The sequence below is a fragment of the Streptomyces vastus genome, from assembly GCF_039532825.1.
GTDB lineage: Bacteria > Actinomycetota > Actinomycetes > Streptomycetales > Streptomycetaceae > Streptomyces > Streptomyces vastus.
In genome coordinates this window covers 171,783-198,176 of the sequence record NZ_BAAASJ010000076.1, presented here as the reverse complement: position 1 = coordinate 198,176, position 26,394 = coordinate 171,783, and the positions used below count along the sequence as shown (strand labels likewise).

The window sequence follows — 26,394 nt, the reverse complement described above, 5'->3', positions numbered from 1 at the left end:
GGGCCGATTCTGCCTGCGCCTTCAGGCGCGTACGACGGTGCCGAACCGGATGTCGTACGAGACTGCCGGACTCAGGACCGACAGCATCCGCTCCGCTTCCGCGACCACGTCGTCACGCTCGTGCCGGGTGAGGGGGTCGAACGGCTCGACCGTGAGCACGCCGCCGTCACGTGACTCCTCTAGCTGCCATACGCCCCTGAGGAACCCGTCGACGAGGAGCGTGCGGTAGGCCTGATTGCCCTGCCAGCTGCGCCCCTTGTACGCGGCGGGGACCACTCGGGAGCGGTCGGCGTGTGAGAGAAGCAGGTTGTCGAACTCGGGCAGGAGGCGAGGTGGGGCCGGCGTGCCGGGGTCCGGGCGGGGCGCGTCCGGGAGGTCGAAGAGTTCGACGCCGTGCTCGTCGCGGAAGGTGAGCAGCCGGGGTCGTAGCCGTTCGAAGGCCTCACGCAACCGGGTGAGGCCCGCCCAGGTCTGCATGTCCTTGACGGAGGCGGGGCCGAAGGCGGCGAGATAGCGCAGCACGGTGTCGTCGGGCGCGGGGACGGGCGCGGCGGGGCGGCCCAGCCAGTGCTCGGCGGTGGTGAGCGCGACCTGGCCGCTTCTGCCCCACATGCCGCGCGGGGTGACCTGGACGAGGGGCAGTCGGCAGCGGGCCGCGACGGAGAGGGCGAGCGGGTCGGCGTCGGGCCACTCGGCGAGCAGCGCCTCACGCAACTGCTTCATGGTGCGCGGCTCGGCTTCGACGAGTTCCCGGCTGATCTCGGCGAGCCGGTCCAGGTCGACTCCGACGAGCCCTTTGCGAAAACCGTGCAGTTCCCGCTCGCGCGCGGCCTGCACCAGCGGCCGCAGTATGAGGCAGTCGTCGGCGGTGTGCGTATGGATGGTCGAGCGCATGGTCACGATGCGTACGACCGCGCGGGCGCCCATCGCCGCCGAGAGCTCCTCGGGATCGAAGCCCTCGAGGCGGGCGGCGAGCGCGTAGTACGGGGGCTTGACGTTCTGTGCCTGGAGGCCGACGAGGTGCTCGATGGCCTCAGTCGCGGACAGGGCTGCCCGGCGCAGGAGCAGTTGCCGGTCGAGGGTCGCCCTGTTCAGGGCGCGGGCGCTCAGCACGGGGGCGGTCGAGGTCTTCGTCATGCTCCGCAGGTTAGCGAGGCACGCGGACAGGTTCTGTCCGCGTGCCGGGGCGCTTCGACTCGGAATTCCCCGGCATCAGTCAGACTCGGTGACAGGCCGGACTCGGCGATGAGCCAGGCTGTGGGGTAAGCAGTGACAACAGAGACAGCCATTCGACTCGACTCGGGAGGCAGCCGCGATGCCGGAGCGCCGAGCCCGCCCCCTACCCGCCGCGAAGAGCATCCGCAAGTCGGTGTGGCGACGCGGCATGACCCCGTCGGGACCACCGTCCGCGGAGCCGCCGAACCCCCGTCCGGCTCCTTCGCCCACGACTGAGGCGGAATCGCGCAGCATCGTCCAGGCAGCGCTCTATCGCGACGGCGTACGCGTCTCCACACCCGAGTCGCTCGCCGAGACCTTCCGTGAGCTGCGCAAGCAGCAGGACGGTATGGCGTGGATAGGGCTGGCCCGTCCGACGGAGGCCGAAATCCTGTCGTTGGCCGACGAGTTCGACCTCCACCCACTTGCCGTGGAGGACGCGATGGAGGCCCATCAGCGTCCCAAGCTGGAACGCTACGGCGAGACCCTCTTCGTGGTCCTGCGCGCCGCCCGCTACCTCGACGCACCCGAGGAAGTCGACTTCGGCGAGCTGCATGTGTTCGTGGGCCCCGACTTCCTGATCACCGTCCGGCACGGCGCGGCACCCGACCTCTCGGCCGTACGCCGCCGTATGGAGGAGAGCCCGGAGCTGCTGAAGCTGGGCCCCGAGGCAGTCCTGTACGCGATCCTGGACGCGGTGGTCGACGGCTACGTACCGGTCGTCTCCGGCGTCCAGAACGACATCGACGAGATCGAGACCGAGGTCTTCCGCGGCGACCCCGAGGTCTCCCGCCGTATCTACGAACTCTCCCGCGAAATGGTCGAGTTCCAGCGCGCCACCCGCCCCCTGGTCGGCATGCTGCACGGCCTGATGGCGGGCTTCGCGAAGTACGGCACGGACGAGGAACTCCAGCGCTACCTGAGGGACGTGGCGGACCACGTCACCCACACCAGCGAACGCGTCGACGGCTTCCGCCAGGCCCTCACCGACATCCTCACGGTGAACGCGACGCTGGTCACGCAGCAACAGAACGCGGAGATGCGGGCGTTGGCGGAGGCAGGCTTCGAACAGAACGAGGAGATCAAGAAGATTTCCTCTTGGGCGGCGATCCTGTTCGCTCCGACGCTGGTCGGGACGATCTACGGCATGAACTTCACGCACATGCCGGAATTGCACTGGGTGCTCGGGTACCCCTTCGCGATCGCCCTGATGGGGATTGTTTGCACCAGTTTGTACGTCATCTTCAAGCGGCGGGACTGGCTCTGAGCAATCGCCGTGAGAGCCGCTGCCCGGGTTCAGTGACGCTCGGGCTCGAGTGACCGAGCCGGCGGGCCAGGGTCACAACAGACTCGCCCGCCGATGCTCATACGGCGGGGACCGCCTCGCGCGCGGGGGCACGGGGGGGCGTGGTGAGATCGAGGAGATCCTTGTGGATGACGCCGGACTGGGCGACGACAACTATGTTGGCCGGCGCGCGCTCAAAGGCGCCGCCAGCCGTCGTCGGGGAGATGGCTGCCGGCCTGCGGGCCCATCCGCAGCATCCCTCCGTCCACGGCCCAAGAGGCGCCCGTGACATACGATGCGCCCTCGCCTGCGAGGAAGGCGATCACGGCCGCAACCTCACGGGCGTCGCCGGGGCGGCCCAGCGGCACACCGGGTCGTCGTTCGGCGGTGACGTCAGTGTCCTCCTGGCCGGTCATCGGGGTGGCGATCTCTCCGGGAGCGACGGAGTTGACCGTGATCCCGTGCTCGGCCAGTTCCAGCGCCATCACCTGGGTGAGCAGCCCGAGGCCGCCCTTGGCCGCGCAGTACGGCGCCGCGCCCACGCGCGGCTGATGCTCATGGACACTGGTCACGTTGATGATCCGGCCGCCGTCACCCTGGGCGATCATGTGACGGACGGCGCGCTGAGCACACAGGAAAGGCCCCACCAGATCCACATCGAGGACCTGGCGCACGGTACTGAGGTCCAGGTCGAGGAAGGGCGTCATGGTGCCGATCCCCGAGTTGTTGACCAGCACGTCGATCCTGCCGAGCCGCTCGGTCAGCCGGTCGATGACGTCCGCGGCCTCCGGAAGCCCGGTGAGGTCCAGCTGCACGATCTCGGCACGGCGCCCGGTCCGGCGTACCTCGTCCGCCGTCTGCCGTGCCCCTTCCTGGTCGCGGTGCCAGGTGACACCGATGTCCATGCCTGACTCGGCCAGCCGAACCGCGGTCGCGCGGCCGATCCCGGAGTCGGATCCGGTGATCAGGGCCACGCGGGCGGTCTCAGGGCCTGAGGCGGCATCATGCGGTTCCATTACGGCTCCACGTGATTGACGATTGACTGCTCAGTCGACGTCCGCCGGGGGAACGAGGGCGGGCTGTACCGTCGCGGCGCTGCCGATCGGCCCAAAGGCGACGGGTGCTGAAGGTACACGGATGACCTGTTGGGCGCCTCGGCGACGGGCCCGCCCAGCCCTTCGCGTCTCTGCTTGTCAGGAGGCCGAACCTGGATCCCCGGGCCGCACGCGTCCCCGCCAGGCACCCGTCTCTCCCCCGCGCTGTTCGATGTAGTCCTTGAAGCGGTGCAGATCACCCTTGACCCGGCGGTCGATGACGCCGAGCATGTCCGCGCCCTTCTCGGCCACACCGGAAGGCTCGACGTCCATCGTGAGCTCCACCCGGGTGTGGGTGTCGTCCAGCCGCTCGAACCTGACCGATCCTCGCTGCCGGGGCTCGCCGCCGGTGACCCGCCAGGTGATCCGGTCGTCCGGCATCTGGTCGACGATCTCGGTGTCGAACTCGCGCCGCACTCCGCCGATCTTGGTGGTCCAGTGGTTGTGCCGTGCGTCGAGCTGCCGCACCTCCTCGACGCCCTCCATGAATTTCGGGAACTCCTCGAACTGCGTCCACTGGTTGTAGGCGGTGTGCACAGGGACCTCGACGTCCACTGCTTCCTTCACCGTGCTCATCGTTTCCTCCTCGCTGTCGTTCTGCATGCCGTCGGGTACCCGGTCACAGTGGTCTAAAAGGCCTGCGTACTGGCGCTGATCATTCATTGCGGGCGCTCAGTTCCAGGGCTCCGCAGCGGAGTGCGCGACGCCCGCCGGTGGTGAGCCGTCCCGGCGCCCGCTTCGTCAGCGGTGACCGCCCTCCCCCGCCCCGTCACAGGGGAGGCAGTCGTCGAAATCAACCGCTCCATCCACCGCTGACCCCCGCTCCATCGCCCCCCTCGCGCACGGGCTGCCCCCCGGGTCCGCGACATCGGCGGCACGCCAGGGACACCACGAGCACGCAGTCCGATCCAGCCGCGGAGCCCGCGGCTTCGGCGCGACGACTTGCATGCGGAAACCGATCGGTTACCCGGGTCGCCCGGATCAGCGGGCGGTGCAGGCGCAGTGGGCCCATGTCGTTGTGGGTGTAGCCGAGAGCGTGCAACTGCGCGCGACGCCGGAAGCCACCCCGGCACACCCGGAAAACCGATCGGTTTTCATTTCGTCCGCATCGAGTTAACCTCACAGTATGACCACCGAAGTGAAGCCAAGCACCAGAGAGCGGCTGCTGGAGGCGGCGGCCACGCTCACCTACCGAGACGGTGTCGGCATCGGCGTCGAGGCGCTGTGCAAGGCGGCGGGGGTGTCGAAGCGCTCCCTGTACCAGCTGTTCGAGAGCAAGGACGAACTGCTGGCAGTGAGCCTGGAGGAGCGCGCCTCTGCCTTCGTGGCGACCCTCCTGCCCGCGGCGGACGACGGCCGCTCACCCCGCGAGCGGATCCTGCACGTCTTCGAGCAGGTGGAACTGCAGGCGGGTACGCCCGGGTTCCGAGGCTGCCGGTACCTGGCCGTTCAGATCGAGCTCAAGGATCAGCGCCACCCTGCGAGCCGGGTGGCCCACCGGGTCAAGGCGAACCTGACGGCGTTTTTCCGTTCCGAGGCCGAACAGGGTGGGGCGAGCGATCCCGACCTGCTGGCCCGGCAGCTCAGCCTGGTCTTCGACGGCGCCAGCGCCCGTGCGGGAATCGGAGCCGACAAGCTGACCGGGCTCATCGCGCCCACTGTGACCGCCCTGCTCGATGCGGCAGGCATGCGCTGACGCATCGCCTTCCAGAAGACTCGGCCACTGATGCGCTCCCCGAGTTGATGCCGGCAGTCAGAACAGCTCGCCTGACCACATGCCCTTACTTCTCGGTGTTCGGGGAAAGCCCGATGGCCGTAAGAGTGTTACCGAGCATGCCGCAAGCGAAGGAGCTTGCGATCTCGTCGGCATCGGCGCCCAGGCCGCCTGGGCACCACCCTCTGCCACGTCGGACCCTCGGGCTGACGACCGCCCCAAAGGCAGAACCAGCGGGCCTCACTACGGCTACGTCCCCTTCTGGGGAAGCGGCTACGTATACCCGGGTTCCTTCCCTGAGTACCGTGCCGGCCGCTCACCGCGCCCGGCACCATCTACCTGGTGACACTCCTGGCGGAGATCATGGTCCCCGGCGAGGCGCGTCACGCGGCTGAACGTCGAGGGTTAAGGTCACCGGCGTATGCCTCCCCAACGACGTGACCGCGTGGCGGATGCGCCCAGTGACGTGATGATGCGGACGGTTCGGCGGTGTCCTGTCCGCAAGGTGCGGTGGACGTCCTTCGGCTTGATTCTGCTCATGGCCATGACCGCCTGCGTGGGCGGTTCGTGGTCGGAGACGGACTACCAGGAGAAGGTCGCCAATGCCGCCGAGGCGGCGCGCTCCTCCGTGCAGACGGCCAGGCTCGTGGTAGAGGCAGTCGACGAGGGCAAGGCCCTTGGCCCTTATACAGCCCGGGCCTTGTCGGACGCGGAGACATCGCTTGCCTCCGTTGCCACACAGTTCGGTTCTGTGCAGCCTCCGACCACAAGGAGCACGGTATTGCGCAGCGAGGTGGCGTCCCTGCTGGAGGAATGCCGCACGGCGCTGGGCGACTTGCGGATCGCTGCCCGCGACGGCCACTTCGATGAGCTCACCGCGTTGGCTGAGCCGCTGCCCCGGCTGGCCGGTCAGCTGCAGCGGCTCCAGAGACTGAGGGCGACGTGAAGAAGGTCCTCAGCCTGGCTCTGGGAGTTTTCACGGCGATCGGCGGGTTCATCGACATCGGCGATCTGGTCACTGATGCTCTGATCGGCGCCCGGTTCGGGCTCGCTCTGGTGTGGGTCACGGTCGTCGCGGTCATCGGTGTGGCCTTGTACTCGGAGATGGCCGGCCGGGTCGCGGTGGTGACCCGGCGGACCGTCTTCGACCTGATCCGCGAACGGATGGGCGCCCGGACGGGGCTGGCCGCGGTGGCGGCCTCCTACCTGGTCAACGCGATCGCCCTGGTGGCGGAACTGTGCGGCATCGCCCTGGCCATCGAACTGCTCACCGACGTGCACTACCTGCTGTGGGTGCCGCCGGTGGCGTTTCTCGCCTGGCTGGTGATCTGGCGGGTGCCGTTCGAGTTGATGGAACGCTTCTACGGGCTCGCGGGGATGGCGTTGTTCGTGTTCGTCGTGGCCGTCTGGCAGCTCGGCCCCGACTGGGACCGGATGGTCCACGACGTCACGCATCCGAGCCTGCCGCACGGCGAGGGCCTGGCGACGTACTTCTTCTACGCACTCGTGATGCTGGGTGCGCAGATGACGCCGTATGAGGTGTTCTTCTTCTCGTCGGCGGCTGTCGAGCACCGCTGGCGTGCCCGCAATCTGGGCGAGGTCAGGATGAACTGCTGGGTCGGCTACCCGATCGGGGGCATCCTTGCCATCGGCATCCAGGTCGTTGCCTACGAGGTGCTGCAGCCCGCCGGCATTCAGGTCGAGCATCTGAGCCAGACGGTGCTGCCGGTCGTCCTGGCCCTCGGCAAGGTCGGGTTCGCACTGGCCATCCTGGGCATTGTCGCGGCCGTCTTCGGATCCACCCTCGAGACCCTGCTGTCCTCCAGCTACACCGTTGCCCACCACTTCGGATGGACCTGGGGCAAGACAGCCCGTCCGGCCGACGCCAGCCGCTTCCACACGCTGTTGATGATCACCCTGCTCGCCGCGGTGGCCGTGGCTCTGACCACGATCAACCCGGTCACCGTCACCATCTACGCCGTCTACCTGGGGGCCGCGGTGCTGCCGGTGACATATCTGCCCATCCTGGTGATCTCCAATGACCGCCGGTACATGGGTGAACGGGTCAACGGGCGTCTGGCCAACGCCGTCGGCGTCGTCTACCTCGTCATCGTGATGGCCGGGGCGCTGGCCGCCGTGCCCCTTCTGATCGCGACCAAGGCAGGACTATGACCGAGTTTCTGGACGCCGGACTGCGACTCCTCGACCGGCAGGTCCTCGACAGCCGGGGGGTCCCCCTGGGCAAGGTCGACGATCTGCTCTTCAGCACAGGTGATGATGATAGCGGTCCCCCTGTTCTGGCGGCCGTGCTCATCGGTCAGCAGGCTTTCGGGGCGCGGTTGGGAGGCCGGCTGGGGCGCTGGTGGACCCGTCTCGCCGAACGGCTGTCCGGCCGCCAGGGCCCCATCGTGGTACCACTGGCCGCTATCGACCACATCGGCACCGTGGTGCGCCTGGCGTCCCCTGCCGCCGCGTTTCCGCAGTTGACGGCTCCCGAGCGGTGGCTGCGCCGCCATCTCATCTCGCGACTCCCGGGCGGCATGCGTGAAAGCGACTGATCTCCTCGGCGCCGAGGCGGTGGACACAGGCGGCTGCCGACTCGGCACCGTGCATGACATCCGCCTCGCCCGCCCTTCGCCCGACGCCGCGTGGCACATCGACGCCGTCGTGGTCGGACCGTCCGCGTTGGCCTACCGCTTCGGCTACGCGGATCACGACGTCAGCGGCCCCTGGCTCCTGGCGGTGGTGGCCAGGTGGCTTGTCCGCCGTACGCGGTGGATCCCCTGGACGCAGGTTGTCTCCCTGGAGCGGCGGCGCCTGGTCGTCCACGCACAGGGAAAGGACGTTTCCCCATGACGACAGAAGGGCTGGCGGTCTTCTTCGCGTGGCTGGAGTACCTCGCCCTCCTGGGCCTGCTGACCTGGTGCGTGCTGCGACACCGCCGCGACGAACGGGACCGGGACCGGTAGGTGCGGGACGCGCACCGCCTGCTGGTCGAGCGCTACTACCAAGTGGCGGCGGGCCCCGGCCCCTACGGCCACCAGATACCGGGCACGACGCGAGCCCGGCCGTCCGGCCCGCCGGAACACGGGCCCAGACCGGCTGTTCGCCGGGCCGAGCCCGCTTGCCGCGCCGTATTCTGTCCGGTCGCTTCCAGCCTCCTGAGCCGCAGCCGACGATCGGCTCCGGCCGTCGGCCCGGCGGGCGCCTTCGCCCCGGGACGGTGGACCCGTCCGGACCTCATGGGGTGATCCTCATGGGCTTCGACACAGAGACCTGATCGATGCCGGAGACACGGACGGTAGCCCTCATCGTGTACCTCCCGCTCGCCAGGCCGTGCCGTGGGTCCGGCGGAGGAGCCACGGCGCGGCTACGGCCAGGCATCCGCTCCTCCGCCCCGCCATTCGATCAGAGGCGTGACACCCGCCTCCTCATGTCCCAAAGCGATGCCCAGCCGGCGCACAACCGCCAGAACGTCCGCCACGCTATGCGCCACGCCCACCACCTTGCCCCTGACCGCCACCTGGCGACCACTACCGCCGAAAGGCTGGTGTACAACCACGGGAGCCGCCCTTCCCCACTCGCCTCCCAGGGCCGCGGGCAATCCCCAGGGACCCAGTCCCGACCTTTTTGCATTATGCAAAACTCGGCTCGCGGGTATGCACACCACGACGTGGGCGCTGATGGCCCTCGCCGTGGCCGTCGGCGCCAGGACCGGCGCGGGCTCGTTGGTCTTCCGCTGGTGCATCCAGACCTTCACGCCTCTTCTCCGGCCATACGGACTGCGCGGCATCCCCTACTCGGACAATCCGCATGCCGTGGCTGGGCCCGTACTTCGCGCTGCGCGCCCCTGTGCTGGGCGGCCTGCTGTACGGGCCGCTGGTGAGTCGGTTCGCCAAGGAGGCCCGCGGACCTGGCGTTCCCGAAGTGATGGCGGCCGTCGCCCAGCGAGGCGGGCGGATCAGCCCCAAGGTGGCGGTCGTCAAGACGCTCGCCTGCACCCTGACCATCGGCGGCAGCTCGGCCGGCCGCGAGGGGCCGATCGTGCAACCCACACCCCGCGCCCGGAAGTGGACGTCAACACCACTTCCCCGGCACTCACGCCCAGCCCGACCGCCGAATGATCAGCAAGGCGGCGGCTGAGCCGCCCTGTCCGTTCCCGCCGCGGAGTCCTGCCAGGCAGGAGGGCCGGATGCGGTGCGGGAGAGCCGATAGGAGCGCACGACCGCGACCACACACGCGGTGACGAGCGTGACGGCCCAGCCGCCCAGGCCTCGCAGGGCGGCCGACCGGTATGTTCCGGCCTCCACGCCGCGCGGCGGCACGCGCCCCTTCGCGTCGTACACGACGGCGAGCTCGTCGCCGGGTCGGGTGGCCTGATCGCAGCCGCGCCAGATGCGGACGTTCAGCGGTACGCCGTCACTGTCGGCCACCGAGCAGAGGTAGCGCCCGCGGCCGGAGAAGGCTCCCGGCCCGCCCTCGACCGACGTCACCACTGCGGACTCAACTCGCCCCCGCTCCGCCAGAACCAGGCCCACGGCCGCCTGGGGCGCCTGAAGCGCGAGGCAGACCCCGAGCAGGGCGACGATGCCGACCAGCGCGCGTCCGGCCCGCATCACGCAGAGGTACAGAACGAGCGCGACGGCACACACCAGGCCGCCCTCGCCGTCCGCCAGCCCTGGAATCCCGTACCAGGCGCCGACGACAGTAGCCCCGACGATCGCCCCCACTCCCACGCATCCGACCAGGAGCCCTTCAGCTGCCAGCCACCACGGTGGCAGGCCGACGAATTCGGCGGGCCCCCACACCGTGCTCCGCAGATGCGCCATCAGGTGCGGTTCCGGCATGGGCCGGGCGCGACGTCTTCGGCCCATGCGCGTCCCCCTCCAAGCGTTCTTCCACATCCGGCAGCCTGGTGTGGCAGTCGGACGGCCCGCACTGCCCTTGCCGGACGCGCACACGCTGCCCACATTGTCGGCTCCGGCAGCGCGGCCGCGCCTGGCGGCTCCCTTGCATTATGCAAAACGTGCCCCGGCGCGGAGAAGGGAGGCCGACGTGCCGATGACCGGGAAGATCGCGACGAAGACGACACCCACGGCGGCGAAGGCCACCTTGGTCGGACCGGGCACCCAGGTCGCGGCCGCGAGCAGCAGCGCCAGCACACACAGTGCCCAGCCCCGCATGAAATGGACACGGTTGGCGCGAGGCAGTCCGGACCGCTGCACCCGGTCCTTGCGCCACTCCTCCTCTGTGTGCGCCGTTGCCCTCGCGCAGCCCGGCGGCAGGCGGAAGATCCCGCTCCGGCAGACGGACGCTGCCAGATTCGGGCAACAGACGGCATCCTTGGCACCCGGACAGCCGCAGCGTCCGGTAGCCAGTCGGCTCGCGCGGTCAGGCGTGCCCGACCGTGGATGCCGTGCTCACGGCGACAGGAACAGATGTCGTCCAGGGAGTGCCGGGGGGTGGTCAGGTGTCACGGGCCACCGGGACGTCCACCGCCCAGCCCAACGGGTGCGGTTCCGCGTCGTCCAGCGTCTTCGCGAGGGGCTCTCCCCCGGCCTCGTTGAAGGCGTTGAGGGCCTCGATGAGGGCCAGCCGCTGCGTAGGGGTGAGCCGTTCGACGATCGTGGCGATCTCGGCGCGGCGCCGGGCGGTGACGTCCTCGACCGTGCGGCGCCCCTCCGCGGTGAGCTGCAGGAGGGTCTCGCGGCGGTTGCCGGGATTGAGGTGCCGGTCCGCGAGTCCGGTCGCGATCAGCCGGTCGACCATCCGCATCGCGGTGGACGGCGCCACCTGGAGAAGGTCGGCGAGCGCGACCAGCTTGGTGGCCCCGCGTGTGGACAGCACCACCAGCATCCTGAACTGCGGGAGCGTGACTCTCTCCTCGACCTCGGCGAGGGAGCGAGCGGAGACCGCCACCAGCAGCCGTGACGCCGTCAGTACCGCACGGGTCACCACGTCAACATCTTCCATCGCCCCCGCGGGGGTCTCGCGCTCCGGCATACGTCCTTTCTATCGTGCCGAAGCCGCTGCTCATTCACGCGATGGGAACAGATTTCCTTACCCATGACCGTGGTACCGGAGCAGGAGCATCGCGGCGTCGTCGTGAGGCGGCCCAGCGGCATGCTGGGCAAGGTCCGCGCGCAGGGCCTCCATGGCGCGGTGCGCGTCAGGATCCTTCAGCAGGTGCGCGCGCTCGCCGACCGGATAGAAGCGGCCGTCCTCGTCGCGGGCCTCGGTGACGCCGTCGGTGTACAGCAGGAGCTGCTCACCGGGGGCGAAGTCCACCCGATAGGGCTTCGGACCCTCGCTCCCGTGGGCGCCCAGCCCCAGCGGAAGGGCGTAGGCCGGCGGCTGCGGGAAGTCGACGGTGCCGTTACGGCGTACGACCATCGGGGCCGGATGGCCGTAGTTGAGGAAGACGGCCTCGTGGTGTGCGCCGATCTCGGCGAGGATCGCGGTGACGAACTTCTCGCCCTCCAACTCCCGGGCCACGCTCCGCTCCAGGCGCTCACCGAGCCCCGCCAGGTCCGGCTCGTCGTGCGCCGCCTCCCGAAAGGCGCCGAGGACGACGGCCGCCGTCTCCACGGCGGCCAGGCCCTTGCCCTGCACATCGCCCACGATCACCCGGATGCCGTGCGGCGAGGCGACCACCTCGTACAGATCACCGCCGATGCGCGCCTCCGCGACGGCCGAGGTGTACGACACCGCCGCCTGCAGCGGCCCCGCCGTCAGCGGCACCGGCCGCAGCAGCACCCGCTGGGCCACCTCCGCGATCGACCGGACACTGGCCAGCTCCCCCTCGCGCCGCGAGCGCATCACGGCCGCCGCGAGGCCCACCCCCGTCACGCCGGCCACCGACGCCAGCGCCGTGAACCCCCGTCGCTCCTCGAACAGCCCGTCGTACAGCCCGAGTGCCACGCACAGCACCAGCGCCACAAGCCCGAACACCGCCGTACGACGCCACCCCCCGACCAGCCCGGAGAACGCGGGCCCGAGCGACACGAGCGGAAGGAACCCCACCCCCGGCCCGGCCACGACATCCGCGAACGCCACCACCGCCATCACCACCACCGGCATCCAGGACAGCACCGTCAAGCTCGATGGCGGCTTCTGGTCGGTCATCACGTACTCCAGCGGTGTCGAGGCGCTTGAGAGCCGCCCCTTTCCTCCGCAGGCGCGCCTCCCCCACCTTTAGACTATGCAAAGGTTGCCTGGGTGAGGAGGCCCCCGACCCGGGTCCTTTACCCAATCGAGTCCGCGAGCCGACATTCCCGATATACGGAAGGTGACCATGGCACACGGCGACGCTGCACCTCGCCGTCCCCAACTCCCCACCGGGTGGCGGCGCCTGGCCGTGCGGCTGCCGATCCTGCTCTTCCGCGTGAGGCTGGGGCCGCTCTTCGGGAAACGGCTGCTCCTGCTGCACCACGTCGGCCGCTTCAGCGGCCGCGACCGCCGGGTGATCCTGGAAGTGGTGTCCCACGACCCGGCCGATGCGAGCTGGACCGTCGCCTCCGGCTTCGGAGCGAAGGCCAACTGGTACCAGAACCTGCGTCGGCAGCCGAAGACTCTCATTCAGTGCGGCAACCGCCTTCACGCCGTCACCGCCCGCTTCCTCACACCCGACGAAGGCGCCGAGATGATGGCCGAATACGCCCGGCGGCACCCCCGCACGGCCCGCCGCCTGTGCGCGTTCATGGGCCTTCCTGCGGACGGCAGTGAGGCGTCGTTCCGCAAGGCGGGGCGTGCCGTCCCCTTCGTTCGGCTCGACGACACCTGCGGAAGCCGCCGCCCCGGACACGGACTCGCGTGACGCCCCGGACGATACGTCCGGAGCGCCGGGCCGCGGTGGCCGCTTTCCCTAACACCGCGGCGATGCCCTCCATGCCCGATCCGGCGAAGGTGGGCAGTCCGATGGCGGTGGCGACCTTGACGAGCGAACCGTTCCGGCCGATGCGGAAGCCGTCGACCGTACGTGCCGGAAACGGAGCTCTGCAGGTACAGGAACCTCTCGCCCTCAGTCACCACCAGGTCGATGCACCCTGGGAGTTGGTCGATGGAGGCGTGGCGACACCGATGTCGTTGGTGAGTGCGAGCCGGCCGTACCGGCCGGTGCGGTAGCCGGTGACGGTGGAATTGCCGGTGTGCCGCTGTAGAAGGAGTCGCCAGCACGCTCCAGCCGACACTCTGGGGTCCCAGCCATTCGCCGACCGGCCGCTGCGCGGCCTTGAGCCGACTGTCAGCGCGGCCGTGGTACGTACTGACCGTCGAGTCCTTCGCCCCGGCCACCAGCATGCGGCCGACCTCGTCAAAACTGATCGCGAAGGGCACCTCACCGGCGGAGTCGTCAAGTCCTCGCAAGGCTTGTGGCCCTGCCCCCGGCGCGACATACACAGACAGCCACCGCGGCACGCGCCCGCCGCCCGAGACGTCGCGGAAAGCGGCCGAAAGACTGGCGATCTCATTTTGCATCATGCAATGATCGGGTCGGGGGGAGCCGACGGCCGATTGCCGTCCGGCGCCAAGGAGGGAAGCGGCAAGGTAATGCGGCACAGGACGGCACCGGCCGTCGGCGGGCCCCTCCACAACTCTGTCACTGCCTGACCTCGCAGCCAGTCCGGAGACTCAATGCGCACGGGCTGACAGAGGATACGGATCGCAGAACAGAACCTGCTCCAACTCTGCGGTACGGGTCGAAACAGGCCGTCGGCACCCCGCCGACCGCGGAGCCGCGCAGAATATTCAGGGGTGAGGCGGGCTCTGTCCACAACCGGTGAACAGGAGAGGAAGAGGGGACCGTGACCACCCAAGGGCCAGGCGGCCAGGGAACGCCCGCCAGCAGTCCACAGCCCAACCGCCGCGTTGATGGAGCCGACAGCCGCGAACCATGGCACGATGCAAAGGTGCCCCGCCGCAGGCGTCCGCGAAGAGGACGTCGTCCGGGGCTGGAGCGCCGGGAAGCCTGGTCGGCACGGAAGATCGCCGTACGCCAAGAGGGGGCCCGGCCGTGTCAGCCATCGAGGTCGCGCTCAACCGGTCGATGCTCCTCGACGGAGCGCTCGGGGCCGCCGTCGTCGACTACATCAGCCGCATGCCACTCGGCGCCCTGAGCCACCGGAAGGATCTCGACCTGGACCGGGTGGCCCACGGCGCCACCGACGTCGTACGCGCCCACCTCTCCGCCCTGAACCTGATCGGCCGCAAGCCGGAACAGCTCGAGGACATCCTGATCACCCTCGACGGCGAGTACCACCTCCTCCGCCCGCTGACCCGCCGGACCCACGAGGGGCTCTTCCTCCTGCTGGTCCTGGACCGCGAGCGCGCCGAGCCGGACACCGCGCGCCAGGAACTTCGCCGGATCGAGAACCTGTTGTGAGAACGGCGCCGAGGAGGGAGCCCATTTCCTCACGCCCGATCACCGTCGCGGACTCGTGCCGCACGAGTCTGACGGCAGCCGACACACCCGGTCCCCGGCGGGGTGACAGCCGCTCAAACAGAACCGCCTCATTCTGCCGCCCAGGATGAACCTCACAGGTCGGACCTCGGCGCTCGTCAGTCGTCATCTTCGGCCGTGGCGGACCCTGATCTGCTGTGCGCGCTTCGACGCGGTGGTCTGGTCGATGGCGGAGAGGCGAAGCAGGGAATTCAACACGCATCGCCTATGCAAAATTTACCTAGTGCAATGATTTTTCCCGCAACCCCGCCCGTACCTCCTTATGCCGAGTACGGACCCCGGCGCCAGGTCGACGCCCAGCCACACTCGCCGAACGCGGGGCGGCCGACGGGTCGGCCGAGAGGTCAGACGGTCATGGTGGTGCCGTCGAAGCGGCTGAGGGTGAAGACGGCGTCCTCCAGGGTCGACTCCTTGGCCTCGCGCAGCACGCCGATGGCAACCTCCTCGCCCAGCCGGACCGCCTCGGTGTAGTCGGAACGCCAGTGCACGCCGGCCTTGTTGCGGCCGGTGGCGATGTTGGCGGCGACCTTGTTGAGTTCACTGCCGATGCGCCCCTGCGGGGCCTCCTCGCAGTCGGGGGCGTGCAGGACGCCGAGGTCGGGCCGGCGCCGAGCGTCCATGTAGCTACTTGCCCCTGAAGAAGTCGTAAGTGCCGCTGGGTTGACCTGTGGGGAGAGCTGGTCCGGGCTGTCGGTGGCCGCGACAGTTGAGCTGGGTCGTCGGCAGCCGGGGGTGGCGGCGGTGTTGCGTGTCGCGGTAGTGCAGGACACCTCGTGGGAAGTGCTGCCGGAGCGAGCGCGGCAGCTACCGGTCGAGCTGGCCCAGATCGATGCGTACCTGGACGACGAGCGATTCATCACCCCGTGGCGGGAAGTGTTCGCCGACCGGCTGGGGCGGCCGTCGGTTCCGGTGGAGACGCTGCTGCGGCTGCTGTATCTCAAACACCGTGACCAGCTCGGGTACGAGACGCTGTGCCGTGAGGTTGCGGACTCGCTGAGCTCGGAACGCCTCGCCGTGTCAGGGGGGCAACGTGTGGGCGCCTCCTCCTGAGGTGGGCCGCCCCGGGACGGCGTACCGGAACCACGCCCCGGAGACGGAAAACGCGCGTGCCCGCGGACCGGCAGCGTGCGGAAGGCGATGGGTCTGTGAGGCATGTGGCCGGCTCAGCCGCCGGCCGACTCCCGGATCACCACGGAGTAGGAGCTGACGAACTCCTCCCCGTCCGCCGCATGTTCGGGCCGTCCGTTCCGTTCGCTTCGTTCGATCCGGCCGGCCAGAAGGTCGACCGCTCGCCGCGCCATCATGTCGTGGTCCGGATCGATGGTGGACAGCGAGGGGATGAGGAACTCGCTCTCCTCGATGTTGTCGAGCCGATCACCTTGACCCGCTCCGGCACAGGCACGCTGGCGTCGGCCAGACCGCGCAGCACGCCTACGGCCACGGTGTCGGTCACGCAGAAGACACCGTCGAAGTCGAGCCCGCTCTCCACCATCTGCCGGGCGCGCAGCACGCCCGAGCGCATGGTCAAGCTCTCCACGCTCTGCACGAGTTCGGGGTCCTGGGGCAGACCTGCGCTCAGCAGCGCCTGCCGACAGCCCGTGAAGCGGAGGCTGGACACGTCGACTTCGTCCGTCAGCGGCCCGCACACCAGGGCGATGCGCCGGCAGCCGCGTTCGATCAGATGGCGGGTGGCCGCGTGCGACGCCTCGGCATTGGGCATGGCGACGTGGTCCACGGGACCGCCGAAGATCCGTTCGCCGAGGATGACCACCGGGTAATCCACCTTGAGCAGTTCGACGTCGGCCGAGCCCATTCCCACTGTGCTGAGGATGAGCCCGTCGTAGAGCCGGTTGCGCGACATGGACAGCACGTCCAGCTCGTTCTCGCGCGAGGCTCCGGTCTGCTCGATGCTCACCCGGAGGCTGTGCCGCTCGGCCGCGGCGATGACGGCGGTGGCCAGTCGGCCGTAGTAGCCGTTCACTGCGGGGACGGCGAGACCGATGGTTCCGGTGCGGCCCTTGCGCAGATTGCGGGCCGCCACGTTGACCCGGTAGTCGAGCCGGGCCATCGCGGCGAGGACCTTCTCCCGGGTCGCTGTACGCACATTGGGATGGTCGTTGATGACGTTCGAGACGGTCATCGCCGAGACACCGGCGGCCTTCGCCACGTCCTGAATCGTTGCCACGTTCACCCCAGGTCTGCGGTCGGGTGCGCGGCGGCAAGCGCCTGGCGAACACCCGCCACCACCTGGAGGCGGCCGGGCTGAGCGAGCAGCAGTGGCGGGCACGCTGGCAGGCGGCGCGGATGTTCCTGGCAGCCGACGGGGAATCCGGCAAACCGTTCGGCAACGCGGTGGATGCGCGGCTGGCCAACAGGACGTCACGCGGCGCGAGTTCAGAGCTAGACGTATCGATCACCGCGTCCCACGGACCGTGCCCGGCGAGCCGATCCAGATCCTCGCGGACCGTACGGTCACCATGCACCGGCTGTACGCCCTCGGCGTCAGGGCCGGATCGCCCACGGTTGACAGTGGTGACGTCCCACCCCCGCGCAAGCGCTCGCTCGGTGATGGACTTGCCCAAGAACCACGGAGGCGGGGGAAGGTCCCAGCCGACGCCGCTACCCAACACACCCGGGCAACCCCTGGCCTCCCCGCCTTGATCGGTCACGTCGGGCGGGTGGCCGCGTCTCCTCCCGCATGCAGTACAGGAAGACATGGGGTTCGGCGACGGCGTCGGCGTGGGCCGGGGTGAACATCGTGTGGTGCTCGGACTCCACCGCGAGACCTGCCCTGTTCACGAGGGAGACGAGGTCCTCGGTGGCGAAGCTCGTCGCACGGACGGGCTGACCCATGAACACGACCTCGACGTCCTCCACGTCGGCGGGCACGGTGGCGAGTACCAGACTGCCTCCCGGCCGCAGGCCCCGTGCCAGTCGCCGTATCAGGTCCGACTGCTGCTCGCGGGACATCTGCAGCAGCGAGAAGTACACGCAGACCGCGTCGAACGAGCCGTCCCCGAGGGGGACTTCAGCGATGTCGGCGCGGCGGAACGTGGCGTCGGGCACCTGCCGGGTGGCGAGTTCCACCATGACGGGGGAGACGTCGATCCCCAGTACTTCGTGGCCCGCCGCGGCGAGCGTCGAGGCAGTGGGACGCCCCGTTCCGCTGCCGACATCCAGCACCCGGCTGCCGGGCGCAAGCCTCCCGAGCAGCCACTCCAGTGACGCCAAGTGCGCCTCGGAATGGGCGAACGCCTTCTCGTACACGGGCCCGAGTACGTCGAAGACCGCCGCCGCCCGCCGCCCCTGATCCCCGCCGGCCAAGACACGCCCTCCCGTTGCCGTGTGCAGTGCCGGGCATCGTCGCATCCCCGGGCGCTGCCGACAACGCCGCCCGGTCGGCGTTACGGTTCGGGACGTGGCCACCTTGCTGATCGTGCATCACACGCCTTCGCCGAACTGCCAGGCGATGTTCGAAGCCGTCGTGTCCGGCGCGACGGACCCGGAGATCGAGGGCGTACGGGTCGTACGACTCGCCGCACTGTCCGCGACTGCGTCGGACGTACTGGCCGCGGACGGCTATCTGCTCGGCACTCCGGCGAACCTCGGCTACATGTCCGGCGCCCTCAAACATTTCTTCGACCAGGTCTATTACCCCTGCCTGGACGCGACACGAGGCCGCCCCTTCGGCTTCTACGTCCACGGCGGAAGCGACGTGACAGGCGCCCTGCGCGGGATCGAGTCGATCACGACGGGCCTCGGCTGGCGCCGCGCGGCCGAGCCGGTGACCGTCACCGGCGAGCCGGGCAAGGCCGACATCGAGGCGTGCTGGGAGCTGGGGGCGACGGTCGCGGCGGGGTTGACGGACTGACGGCAGGTTCTTTTGCCGGGAGAGTCAGGCCTACGATGCGGTGTCCGTGCCGCTCGCGTGACAACGTAGAGGACGTAGAGCCGGATTACGGCTGGACCCCGCCCCGGGGACGCGGGCGGGGTCCAGCCGCATCTGCTTCTATCCCTGCGGTCCGTACATACCTGCTTCTATCCCTGCGTTGTGATGGTGTGCGGTTCCGTGAAGGAGAGCAGGCCGTCCGGGCCCATCTCGCGTCCGATGCCGCTCTGGCGGAAGCCCCCGAAGGGGGCTCGGTCGTCGCAGGCCACGGCGTTGGCGTGGTTGATCCAGGTGGTGCCGGTGCGCAGCCGCGCCGCGAGGGCCGCCGCGCGGGTGGGATCGGCGCTCCAGACCGAGGAGCACAGGCCCGACCAGTCGTTGTTGACCTGGTCCAGTACGGAGTCGACGTCGTCGAAGGGCAGGATCGGCAGGGCGGGGCCGAACTGTTCCTCGGTGACGATCCTCAGGCCGGGGTCGGGATCGAGGACGAGGGCGGGGAGCAGGAAGTGTCCTCCTGAGGAGGCGGCGGCGGGGGCCAGAGTGCCCAGTTCGCGGATCTCGGCTCCGGCGCGGGCCGCCTCGGCCAGCATGGCGTTCACTTTGTCGCGCTGGGCAGCGCTGTTGAGCGGGCCCATGGTCGAGGCAGGGTCGGCGCCCGGGCCCACGCGCTGGGTGTCGAGGGCGGAGGTGAGTTCGTCGACGAGTTCGCCGTAACGGGAGCGGTGGACGTACACCCGTTTGACGGCCATGCAGACCTGGCCGCTCGTCAGGAACGCGCCCGTGACGAGCCGTCCCAGGTGCTCCTCGTCGAGTACGGCGTCGTCCATGACGATCGCGGGGTCGTTGCCGCCGAGTTCGAGGGTCACCGAGGCGAGGTTCTGCGCGGCGGCGGCCATGATGTTCTTGCCGGCGGCCGTGCTGCCGGTGAACACGATCTTCCGGACGCGGGGGTCGGTGAGCAGCGGGGAGACCGCGTCGTTGCTGCCGGTCACCACGTTCAGTACGCCGGCGGGAAGTCCCGCCGCGAACAGTTCCAGGGTGCGCACCATGGACAGCGGCACGGTGGGCGGGGGCTTGACCACGGCCGTGTTCCCGGCGAGCAGCGCGTACGGCAGGCTCGCTCCCAGGATCGCGATCGGCCAGTTGAACGGCACGATGACGGTGACCACGCCCATGGGGAGCCGGTGGATGTGCGAGGTCAGCGGCGGGCCGTCGAGGCTCCGTACCTGGTCGAGGTTGTCGACCAAGTCGATCGCCGCCCGGGTGCGGGCGACGAAGACGCCCATCTCGATCTGGCTCTCGAAGGAGATCTTGCCGTTTTCCCGGGTCATCAGGGCCGCTCGCTCGGCCGCGCTGTCCTCGAGCAGGGTGAGCGCCTCGCCGATGATCTCCGCTCGCCGGCGGGCGGGCATCGCGGCCCAGCCGGGGAACGCAGCGTCCGCCGCTGCCACCGCCGCGCGGGACTGGTCGGGGGTCGCGGCGGCGGCGTGGCCGACGATCCGGTCGGGGGCGGCGGGGTCGTGGACGGCCGTCCACTCGTCGGTCTCGACGGTCTTGCCATCGATGAGCAGTCCGGTGCGGACGGCTTCCGCCCGGGTCTCCTCCGGGTCTGTTCCGAGTTTCGCGGACATGCGGCTCTCCAAGGGCTCAAGAGTGAGGGAGGTCAATTCGGTCAGCGGACAGATATGTAACCCTGTCGGTGCAGATCGGCACGCGTATCCCGGCACTGCCGACCTCCCTGGGCAAAGTCCTCCTCGCGTCCTTGCCGGCCGGCGAACTGGAGAAGGTGCTCGCGCAGCCGTCGCGCTCGGGCTGACGCCGTGCTGGCAGCCCGGCCCGCAGGAACGCGAGGCGGTCCTGCGGGAGGTGCGGGCCCGCGGATGGGCACTGACCGACGAACAGCTGGCGCCCGGCATCCGCTCGGTCGCGGCCCCGCTGCGGGACGGCTCCGGCCAGGTCATCGCCGCTCTCAATGTCAACGCCCACGCCGCCGAGACGTCGGTCGAGCGGCTCGTCGAGGGGCATTTGCCACTGTTGCTGCAGACCGCCGGAGACATCACGCGGATTTCGCCCGCATCGCCGCGGTACCGCACACCTGAGAGGCTCGCGCCCGAGAGGCTCACGGCTGAGAAGCCGACGCCTGAACGGACGTCCGTCCGGTGTGCGTCATGATGACCTCCTGCGCTGGGAGCCGGTACGCCGACTCCCTGAGCGTAGGAACGCTCCCGGGCTCGAAGGATCCTTCCGATGACGGCACCTGACGGCGACTTTTGTCCCGGTCGGTCCGGGACATCCGTCGCGGTCGGCAGGACAGGCGGCCTCGTGAGGACCGGTCCATGGTTCAGACGGCGGTGAACGTCCACAGCAGGTTGGTGCTGGTGCCCCACGTCCACTGCTTGGCGGCTGAGCCGGAGGAGACGTCGCCGCCGCTGTCCAGGACGAGTCCCGTGGTGCGGTTGGCGATGGAGTACCTGCCGTCACCGCGGTGGGTGAGCAGCCACTGCTGGTCGGTGTGGCCGTTCCAGTCCTGTTGTCGGACGGTGGCGCCGTTGCCGGTGGCGCCCCATCCGTCGGCGACCATGCCGTTGGTGCGGTTCTCCAGCCTGTAGTAGCCGTTGCCGAGGTCGACCGCGTGCCACTGCAGGTCGGCCTCACCGTCCCAGGTCCGCTGTTTGAGGTCGGAGCCGCTGGAGACGTCGCCGCCGCTGTCCAGGGCCAGGCCGTTGGTGACGTTGGTGATCCTGAACCAGGCCGACGGGTTGAGGATGACCTTCAGTGAGGTGATCTTCTTCCGGATGTCGGCGCTGTCGGCAGTGAAGGTCCACGACGTACCGGTGAAGTCGTCGCCGGAGTAGCCGACGATCCGGTACCCCGGAGCCGGCTTGAGTGAGGAGAGGGTGCGCGGCGGCATTCCGGCGAGGGTCAGCTGTTCGGCGGTGTAGCTGCCGAGAGCGAGTACGGCGCTGTCGCCTCGGTAGTGGGCGTCCTTGAAGAGCAGGGCGCCGGTGAGGGGCCGCAGTACGGGAATCCGGCCGGAGAAGCGGAGCTTCAGGACGTACGCGGGGGCGTCGAACGGCGCCGTCGGCGGAAGGGTCACCTTCAGCCCGGTCGCGTCCTGGGCCGGGGTGTCGAGGTCGATGTACTCGCCGGCCGTCGGGCCGAGCAGCTTCACCGAGGACAACGCTTCCAGATCGATCCGGTCGGAGCTGAGCGTGGTGACCGTCAGCGAACTCCCGGGCCAGCCCAGAACCGTGGCGTACAGGACGGTGCCCGCCTTGTCGCGGGTGAACCGTATGTCCTGCGCGGTGCCGGCCGTGGGTCTGGTGAAGGAGCCGCCGCCCATCTTCGTCGGGCCCTCGCCGTACGAGGTCCAGGCCCGGGTGCTGTAGATCGACTCGCCGAAGCGCTTGAGGTAGTCGCCGATGCCGAGCAGGAGGTCGCGCTGGCCCTGCGGGATGGTGCCGTCGGCCTTCGGGGCGATGTTGAGCAGCATGTTGCCGTTCTTGCTGACCCGGTCGATGAACGAGTGCAGCATCTGCGGGAGCGTGTAGTAGCCGATGCCCTCGGTGTAGCACCAGCTGGAGCTGGAGATGCTGTCGTCGGTCAGCCAGTAGGGCGCGGTGAGGTCGGCCGGGCCGCCCCGCTCGTAGTCGAAGACCTGGCCGTGGTTGTTGAAGCCGTCCTTGTAGGTGGCGACGACTTCCTTGCCCCACTTGTCGGCCTGGTTGTAGTAGTACGCCAGGAAGTTCAGCCGCTGCCGCTCGTCGACCTCGGTCAGGTTGAAGTCCTGCCACAGGATGTCCGGCCTGGCCCGGTCGACGACCTCCTTGAGCTTGTCGTACCAGAGCTGGTTCTCCTGCTCCGGACTGAGCTGCCCGTAGAACTTCTTCAGGCTCGGGTCCGACTGTGCCGGCGCGTACTCGAAGTAGCCGGTGAAGTTGTACGCGTGGTGCATCGCCACCAGCAGCTTCAGGTTCCTGGCGCGGATGGCGTCGGTGAACATCTTCAGCAGGTTCAGCCGCGGGCCCTTGTCCACGGAGTTCCACTCGTTGACCTGGCTGTCCCACATCGAGTAGCCGTCGTGGTGCTCGGCGACCGGCCCGGCGTACTTCGCGCCGGCGTCGACGAACAGCTGGGCCCACTCGTCAGGGTCGAAGTCGCCGCCCTCCGACCTGAGTTTCGGCGCGAACTCCTTGTGGTTGCCCGCCAGGTCGTCCGCCCCGTTGACGAAGTTGTGGTACGGCCACGCGGACGGGCTGCCGTACGTGGCGACGTGGTGCTGGTTCGCCTTGTGGCCGCTCTCGTACATCTGGCGCGGGTACCACTCGTTGTCGTACGCGGGCACGCTGAAGGCGCCCCAGTGGAAGTAGATGCCGAACTTGGCGTCCCGGAACCACTCGGGGGCGGCGGGGTGTCGGTTCACGGAGTCCCAGGTGGGTTCGTAGGTCCTCGGAGCGGCCAGGGCACCCCCGGCTGCTAACACGTCGGTGGCCATCGCGGCCGCCACGACGGCCGTGGTGCCGGCCAATAGTCTGCGCCTGCTGATCGATTGCGACATACGCACGAACGTCAGGCATGCCACCCGCTACTGTCAACGGGTGTGAAGGGATGAATGCGCCTTCTAAAGCAGGGGAGTTGACCGTTTTGTTGTTCAACCGCACTGTTTATCCAGGGACAGACATCACATGTCTCTGACGGACAAGGCCATCGATCAGCTCCGTGAGCTGATCCGCTCGGGCGCGCTGCCCCCCGGCTCCAAGCTGCCTCCGGAACCGGACCTGGCCGCCCAGCTGGGGCTGTCCCGCAACCTGGCGCGGGAGGCGGTCAAGGCGCTGGCCGTCGCCCGGGTGCTGGAGATCAGACGGGGCGACGGCACCTATGTGACCAGCCTGCAGCCGAGTCTGCTGCTGGAGGGTCTTGGCGGTGCGGTGGACCTGCTCCAGAGCGACTCGGGCGCTCTGCTGGACCTGATGGAGGTCAGGCGGCTGCTCGAACCCGCCGCCACCGCACTGGCCGCCACCCGGATCTCCGAGGAGGGCCTGGCCGAGGTGAAGCGGCACCTGGACGCCATGCGGGAGGCACGCGACGACGTCGAGCGGCTCAACGCGCACGACGCGGCGTTCCACCGCGCCGTCGTCGCCGCCACGGGCAACGATCCACTGGTCACCCTCCTGGAGGGCGTCTCGGGCCGTACCCTGCGGGCCCGCATCTGGCGCGGCCTGGTCGACGACCGGGCGGCGGGGCGGACCTCGCGGAACACGAGGCGATCTTCACGGCCCTGGCCCGCCGCGACGCTCCGCTCAGCCACGCCGCCGCGCTGCTGCACGTCAGCAACACCGAGCAGTGGCTACGAGAGCACGTCGACGACTCCGGGGGCGATTCGTCCCGGGCGTGAACGTCGTTCGGCACTCAGGCCCGCGGCGGTACCAGTCCCTGCCGTACGGCGAACAGCGCGGCCTGCGTCCGTGACGTGAGCCGGAGTTTGCGCAGGAGGTTGCTCACGTGGGTGCGGGCGGTGCGTTCGCTGATCACCAGTTCGTCGGCGATCTGCTGGTTCGACCGGCCCTCGGCGACCAGGACGAGGACGTCGCGTTCCCGGCCGGTGAGCGCGGCGAGACCGGTCGGCGGGGAGACGATCTCCTGGGTGAGTCCCCTGGCCACCTCGGGGTCGAGGAAGACCTCACCCCGGGCCGCCGCGCGGATCGCGGCGACCACCTCGCCCGCTTCGGCGTCCTTGAGCAGGTAGCCGGCGGCGCCCTGGGCGAGCGCGGCGTGGACGCGTTCCATCTCGCCGAAGCTGGTGAGCACGACGACCCATACTCCGGGATGACGGTTCTTGATCACTCCGATCGTCGTCGCCCCGTCCATCCTCGGCATGAGCAAGTCGATGAGCACCACGTCCGGAAGTTCCCGGTGCGCGGCCATCGCGTCCAGCCGGGCGAGCGCCTCCTGCCCGTCGGCGGCCTCCGCGGCCACCTCCATGTCGTCCAGGACCTCGAGGTACGCGCGGATTCCGCGGCGTACGACGGCATGGTCGTCGACGATCAGGACCCGGATCGGGCGGGCTTCGCCGCCTCCCGGAGCGGCACCGCCGACGGGACGCTCCGGGAGCTCTCCGGGTCCGTGGGGGGCGACTCCGGCACCCGTACGGGGAGGGGAATGACGACGCGCACGGTCGTACCGCTCTTCGCGCCGGATCTGATCCTCATGGTGCCGCCCCATCGTTCAGCCCTTTCCCGCATGGTCGTCAGTCCGTAGCCGTGATGGCGGGCCGTGCGGCCGGCCTTTCCTTCCGGGGCGGCGTCTCCTCGCCCGGCGGATGCCGCAGTCCCGCGCCCGTCGTCTCGTACGCTCGCGGTCAGTGTGTGGTCGCGGACGCCGAGGCGGATGGTGACGGTGGTGGCCTCCGCGTGCTTGACCACGTTGTGGATGGCCTCCGCGATGATCCGGTACATGTCCTCGGCCAGTTCCGGTTCGATCACGTCTGGTTCCTGGTCGCAGACGAGGCGGATGCCGAGGCCGGTACGGTTCTCGGTGCTCTTGACGAGCGCGCTCACCGCGTCCTCGAGGCCGAGCCGGGCGGAGGAGGGCGGACGCAACTCGTGCACCATCGCCCGCAGGTCGGCGAGCACCGTCCGGGAGAGTGCTCCGACCTCGGCCGCGAACTGCTGGACGGCCTCCGCTGGAACCGGCCCGCCGCGGGTGCCCAGTACTCCGGCCGCGTTGGCCTGCATACCGATGGAGAACACCTGCTGGACGATCGAGTCGTGCAGATCGCGGGCGAGGCGCTGGCGCTCGTTCCGGCGTGCCCCTTCGCGTTCGCTCTGCAGCAGCGTGGCGTAGTCGACGGCGAGGGCGGCCTGTTCCGCCATGGCGCCGAGGAACTCCAGCGTGCGGCTGCCGATCTCCTGCCCGGGTGCGAAGTACGCGTTCAGTACGCCCTCGGGACGGCCGCGCGCCATCAGCGGAACGCTGACGAACGAGTCCCAGTTCAGCTCGCCGAGGTACGCGTGCAGGGGTTCCCAGGCCGGGTCCTCACGGATCTGGGCCCACCGGTGGGGGACGACGATGGGTTTACGTTCCTTGAGGGTGTCGAGCATGCACAGCCGGGCGCCCCGGTCGCGGCACTCCAGCAGCCGGTCGAGGAACACATCCCAGTGCCGCAGCCCCGCGGAGCCCATCAGCCGCAGTTCCCGGCCCGTGCTGTCGAGGGTGAGGATCTGCGCGCCGGCCAGTCCGTCGGCCTGCACGATCTGCTGGGCCACGGCGTCCAGGGTCGAGCCGAGCGAGCCCTCCGTGGCCAGCGCGATCGATGTACGGGCGATCGCCACGAGCCTGCGCTGCCGGTGCGATTCGTCGGTCACATCGCGGAACGACACGACGGTGAACTTCGGGTCGGACGCCAGCGTACGGGCCCGGTAGGCGAACTCGCGCCGGGCTCCGGAGGCCGACACCCAGTGGGCAACCTGCTCGTCCGACCGATCTTCCGACGGCTCGTCCGAGTGGCCCTTGGAGGGGTCCTCCAGCAGCCCGAACGGACAGGCGCCGCCCCCTTCCACGAGCGCGAACGGAGCCGGCGCACCGAGCAGCTCGGCCTCCTCCCCCGCGCCGCACAACGCGACCGCCGCCGGGTTCAGCCGGAAGAACCGGCCCACGCAGTCCAGTACGGCGAGGCCGTCCGGCGCGACGGCCGCGATGTCGTCCCAGCCCACGAGCGGCGTACCGGGCATGACAGATCTC

The 26,394-nt window shown here is 69.5% G+C and carries 26 protein-coding genes and 3 pseudogenes; 13 read left to right on the top strand and 16 right to left on the bottom strand.

What is annotated here, in order from left to right:
* Positions 1-21 precede the first annotated feature (21 nt).
* Positions 22-1,137 carry a winged helix DNA-binding domain-containing protein gene (locus ABD357_RS28255; protein WP_344393829.1) on the bottom strand — a complete coding sequence of 372 codons (1,116 nt, stop codon included), beginning with the start codon at positions 1,135-1,137 and terminating at the stop codon, positions 22-24.
* A gap of 178 nt (positions 1,138-1,315) precedes the next feature.
* On the opposite strand from ABD357_RS28255, the gene ABD357_RS28250 reads away from it, so the two are divergent.
* Positions 1,316-2,482, top strand: coding sequence for a magnesium and cobalt transport protein CorA (locus ABD357_RS28250; protein ID WP_344393828.1), 1,167 nt, complete (start codon positions 1,316-1,318; stop codon positions 2,480-2,482).
* A gap of 212 nt (positions 2,483-2,694) precedes the next feature.
* Here ABD357_RS28250 and ABD357_RS28245 read toward each other — a convergent pair whose 3' ends face one another.
* Together ABD357_RS28245 and ABD357_RS28240 are read right to left on the bottom strand one after the other, a co-directional pair.
* The gene (locus ABD357_RS28245; RefSeq protein ID WP_344393827.1) at positions 2,695-3,516 is read right to left on the bottom strand and encodes an SDR family oxidoreductase; all 822 of its coding nucleotides are present in this window, start codon (positions 3,514-3,516) and stop codon (positions 2,695-2,697) included.
* 177 nt (positions 3,517-3,693) lie between these two features.
* Positions 3,694-4,170 (bottom strand): SRPBCC family protein, encoded by a 477-nt coding sequence (locus ABD357_RS28240; RefSeq protein WP_344393826.1) that lies wholly within the window; start codon positions 4,168-4,170, stop codon positions 3,694-3,696.
* A 550-nt stretch (positions 4,171-4,720) separates the two neighbouring features.
* On the opposite strand from ABD357_RS28240, the gene ABD357_RS28235 reads away from it, so the two are divergent.
* From ABD357_RS28235 to ABD357_RS28210, 6 genes and pseudogenes are all read left to right on the top strand, one after another.
* The gene (locus ABD357_RS28235) at positions 4,721-5,290 is read left to right on the top strand and encodes a TetR/AcrR family transcriptional regulator (RefSeq protein WP_344393825.1); all 570 of its coding nucleotides are present in this window, start codon (positions 4,721-4,723) and stop codon (positions 5,288-5,290) included.
* A 562-nt stretch (positions 5,291-5,852) separates the two neighbouring features.
* On the top strand, positions 5,853-6,254 hold the full coding sequence (locus ABD357_RS28230) for a hypothetical protein (protein WP_344393824.1): 402 nt from the start codon (positions 5,853-5,855) through the stop codon (positions 6,252-6,254).
* The gene (locus tag ABD357_RS28225) at positions 6,251-7,480 is read left to right on the top strand and encodes an NRAMP family divalent metal transporter (protein WP_344393823.1); all 1,230 of its coding nucleotides are present in this window, start codon (positions 6,251-6,253) and stop codon (positions 7,478-7,480) included. The genes ABD357_RS28230 and ABD357_RS28225 overlap by 4 nt, the downstream gene beginning before the upstream one ends.
* Positions 7,477-7,866 (top strand): hypothetical protein, encoded by a 390-nt coding sequence (locus tag ABD357_RS28220; protein ID WP_344393822.1) that lies wholly within the window; start codon positions 7,477-7,479, stop codon positions 7,864-7,866. Before ABD357_RS28225 ends, ABD357_RS28220 begins: the two co-directional genes overlap by 4 nt.
* Positions 7,853-8,164 (top strand): PRC-barrel domain-containing protein, encoded by a 312-nt coding sequence (locus ABD357_RS28215; protein ID WP_344393821.1) that lies wholly within the window; start codon positions 7,853-7,855, stop codon positions 8,162-8,164. Before ABD357_RS28220 ends, ABD357_RS28215 begins: the two co-directional genes overlap by 14 nt.
* Before the next feature lie 827 nt (positions 8,165-8,991).
* Positions 8,992-9,358 (top strand): annotated as a pseudogene (locus ABD357_RS28210) (chloride channel protein); the annotation flags it as partial.
* A 74-nt stretch (positions 9,359-9,432) separates the two neighbouring features.
* On the opposite strand, the gene ABD357_RS28205 reads toward ABD357_RS28210, so the two are convergent.
* The 4 genes from ABD357_RS28205 to ABD357_RS28190 all read right to left on the bottom strand — a co-directional run bounded on the left by ABD357_RS28205 (position 9,433) and on the right by ABD357_RS28190 (position 12,433).
* Positions 9,433-10,182, bottom strand: a complete 750-nt coding sequence (locus ABD357_RS28205) for a hypothetical protein (RefSeq protein ID WP_344393820.1) — start codon at positions 10,180-10,182, stop codon at positions 9,433-9,435.
* Between the two features lie 141 nt (positions 10,183-10,323).
* The gene (locus ABD357_RS28200; protein WP_344393819.1) at positions 10,324-10,491 is read right to left on the bottom strand and encodes a hypothetical protein; all 168 of its coding nucleotides are present in this window, start codon (positions 10,489-10,491) and stop codon (positions 10,324-10,326) included.
* A 283-nt stretch (positions 10,492-10,774) separates the two neighbouring features.
* Positions 10,775-11,311 (bottom strand): MarR family winged helix-turn-helix transcriptional regulator, encoded by a 537-nt coding sequence (locus ABD357_RS28195; protein ID WP_344393818.1) that lies wholly within the window; start codon positions 11,309-11,311, stop codon positions 10,775-10,777.
* A gap of 57 nt (positions 11,312-11,368) precedes the next feature.
* The gene (locus ABD357_RS28190; protein ID WP_344393817.1) at positions 11,369-12,433 is read right to left on the bottom strand and encodes a PP2C family protein-serine/threonine phosphatase; all 1,065 of its coding nucleotides are present in this window, start codon (positions 12,431-12,433) and stop codon (positions 11,369-11,371) included.
* 169 nt (positions 12,434-12,602) lie between these two features.
* Here ABD357_RS28190 and ABD357_RS28185 point away from each other — a divergent pair, with 169 nt between their 5' ends.
* The gene (locus ABD357_RS28185; RefSeq protein ID WP_344393816.1) at positions 12,603-13,124 is read left to right on the top strand and encodes a nitroreductase family deazaflavin-dependent oxidoreductase; all 522 of its coding nucleotides are present in this window, start codon (positions 12,603-12,605) and stop codon (positions 13,122-13,124) included.
* A gap of 208 nt (positions 13,125-13,332) precedes the next feature.
* On the opposite strand, the gene ABD357_RS28180 is transcribed toward ABD357_RS28185, so the two are convergent.
* Positions 13,333-13,497, bottom strand: a complete 165-nt coding sequence (locus ABD357_RS28180) for a hypothetical protein (protein WP_344393815.1) — start codon at positions 13,495-13,497, stop codon at positions 13,333-13,335.
* A gap of 821 nt (positions 13,498-14,318) precedes the next feature.
* On the opposite strand from ABD357_RS28180, the gene ABD357_RS28175 reads away from it, so the two are divergent.
* Positions 14,319-14,687: a hypothetical protein gene (locus ABD357_RS28175; RefSeq protein WP_344393814.1), complete on the top strand. Its 369-nt coding sequence runs from the start codon at positions 14,319-14,321 to the stop codon at positions 14,685-14,687.
* A 422-nt stretch (positions 14,688-15,109) separates the two neighbouring features.
* Here ABD357_RS28175 and ABD357_RS28170 read toward each other — a convergent pair whose 3' ends face one another.
* The gene (locus tag ABD357_RS28170; protein WP_344393813.1) at positions 15,110-15,385 is read right to left on the bottom strand and encodes a hypothetical protein; all 276 of its coding nucleotides are present in this window, start codon (positions 15,383-15,385) and stop codon (positions 15,110-15,112) included.
* 121 nt (positions 15,386-15,506) lie between these two features.
* Here ABD357_RS28170 and ABD357_RS28165 point away from each other — a divergent pair.
* Positions 15,507-15,773: pseudogene (locus tag ABD357_RS28165) on the top strand (transposase); the annotation flags it as partial.
* Between the two features lie 155 nt (positions 15,774-15,928).
* On the opposite strand, the gene ABD357_RS28160 reads toward ABD357_RS28165, so the two are convergent.
* From ABD357_RS28160 to ABD357_RS28150, 3 genes are all read right to left on the bottom strand, one after another.
* Positions 15,929-16,069 carry a hypothetical protein gene (locus tag ABD357_RS28160; RefSeq protein ID WP_344393812.1) on the bottom strand — a complete coding sequence of 47 codons (141 nt, stop codon included), beginning with the start codon at positions 16,067-16,069 and terminating at the stop codon, positions 15,929-15,931.
* A complete protein-coding gene (locus ABD357_RS28155; RefSeq protein ID WP_344393811.1) occupies positions 16,066-16,950 on the bottom strand; it encodes a LacI family DNA-binding transcriptional regulator in 885 nt (294 codons plus the stop codon). Before ABD357_RS28155 ends, ABD357_RS28160 begins: the two co-directional genes overlap by 4 nt.
* A gap of 434 nt (positions 16,951-17,384) precedes the next feature.
* On the bottom strand, positions 17,385-18,134 hold the full coding sequence (locus ABD357_RS28150) for a class I SAM-dependent methyltransferase (RefSeq protein WP_425585038.1): 750 nt from the start codon (positions 18,132-18,134) through the stop codon (positions 17,385-17,387).
* 49 nt (positions 18,135-18,183) lie between these two features.
* Between ABD357_RS28150 and ABD357_RS28145 the strand changes: the two genes are divergently transcribed.
* Complete coding sequence (locus ABD357_RS28145) at positions 18,184-18,636, top strand: flavodoxin family protein (protein WP_344393809.1); 453 nt, start codon at positions 18,184-18,186, stop codon at positions 18,634-18,636.
* 167 nt (positions 18,637-18,803) lie between these two features.
* On the opposite strand, the gene ABD357_RS28140 is transcribed toward ABD357_RS28145, so the two are convergent.
* On the bottom strand, positions 18,804-20,285 hold the full coding sequence (locus ABD357_RS28140; RefSeq protein ID WP_344393808.1) for an aldehyde dehydrogenase family protein: 1,482 nt from the start codon (positions 20,283-20,285) through the stop codon (positions 18,804-18,806).
* Positions 20,286-20,520: 235 nt separating this feature from the next.
* On the opposite strand from ABD357_RS28140, the gene ABD357_RS28135 reads away from it, so the two are divergent.
* The gene (locus ABD357_RS28135) at positions 20,521-20,826 is read left to right on the top strand and encodes an IclR family transcriptional regulator domain-containing protein (protein WP_344393807.1); all 306 of its coding nucleotides are present in this window, start codon (positions 20,521-20,523) and stop codon (positions 20,824-20,826) included.
* Positions 20,827-20,995: 169 nt separating this feature from the next.
* Here the strand turns inward: ABD357_RS28135 and ABD357_RS28130 are convergent, their stop codons facing one another.
* Entirely contained in the window at positions 20,996-23,212 is a 2,217-nt protein-coding gene (locus ABD357_RS28130) for an alpha-L-fucosidase (protein ID WP_344393806.1), read from the bottom strand.
* 127 nt (positions 23,213-23,339) lie between these two features.
* On the opposite strand from ABD357_RS28130, the pseudogene ABD357_RS28125 reads away from it, so the two are divergent.
* Positions 23,340-24,049: pseudogene (locus tag ABD357_RS28125) on the top strand (FadR/GntR family transcriptional regulator).
* A gap of 14 nt (positions 24,050-24,063) precedes the next feature.
* Here the strand turns inward: ABD357_RS28125 and ABD357_RS28120 are convergent.
* Together ABD357_RS28120 and ABD357_RS28115 are read right to left on the bottom strand one after the other, a co-directional pair.
* The gene (locus ABD357_RS28120) at positions 24,064-24,711 is read right to left on the bottom strand and encodes a response regulator (RefSeq protein ID WP_344393893.1); all 648 of its coding nucleotides are present in this window, start codon (positions 24,709-24,711) and stop codon (positions 24,064-24,066) included.
* Positions 24,699-26,384 carry a GAF domain-containing sensor histidine kinase gene (locus ABD357_RS28115; RefSeq protein WP_344393805.1) on the bottom strand — a complete coding sequence of 562 codons (1,686 nt, stop codon included), beginning with the start codon at positions 26,382-26,384 and terminating at the stop codon, positions 24,699-24,701. The genes ABD357_RS28120 and ABD357_RS28115 overlap by 13 nt, the downstream gene beginning before the upstream one ends.
* Positions 26,385-26,394 lie beyond the last annotated feature (10 nt).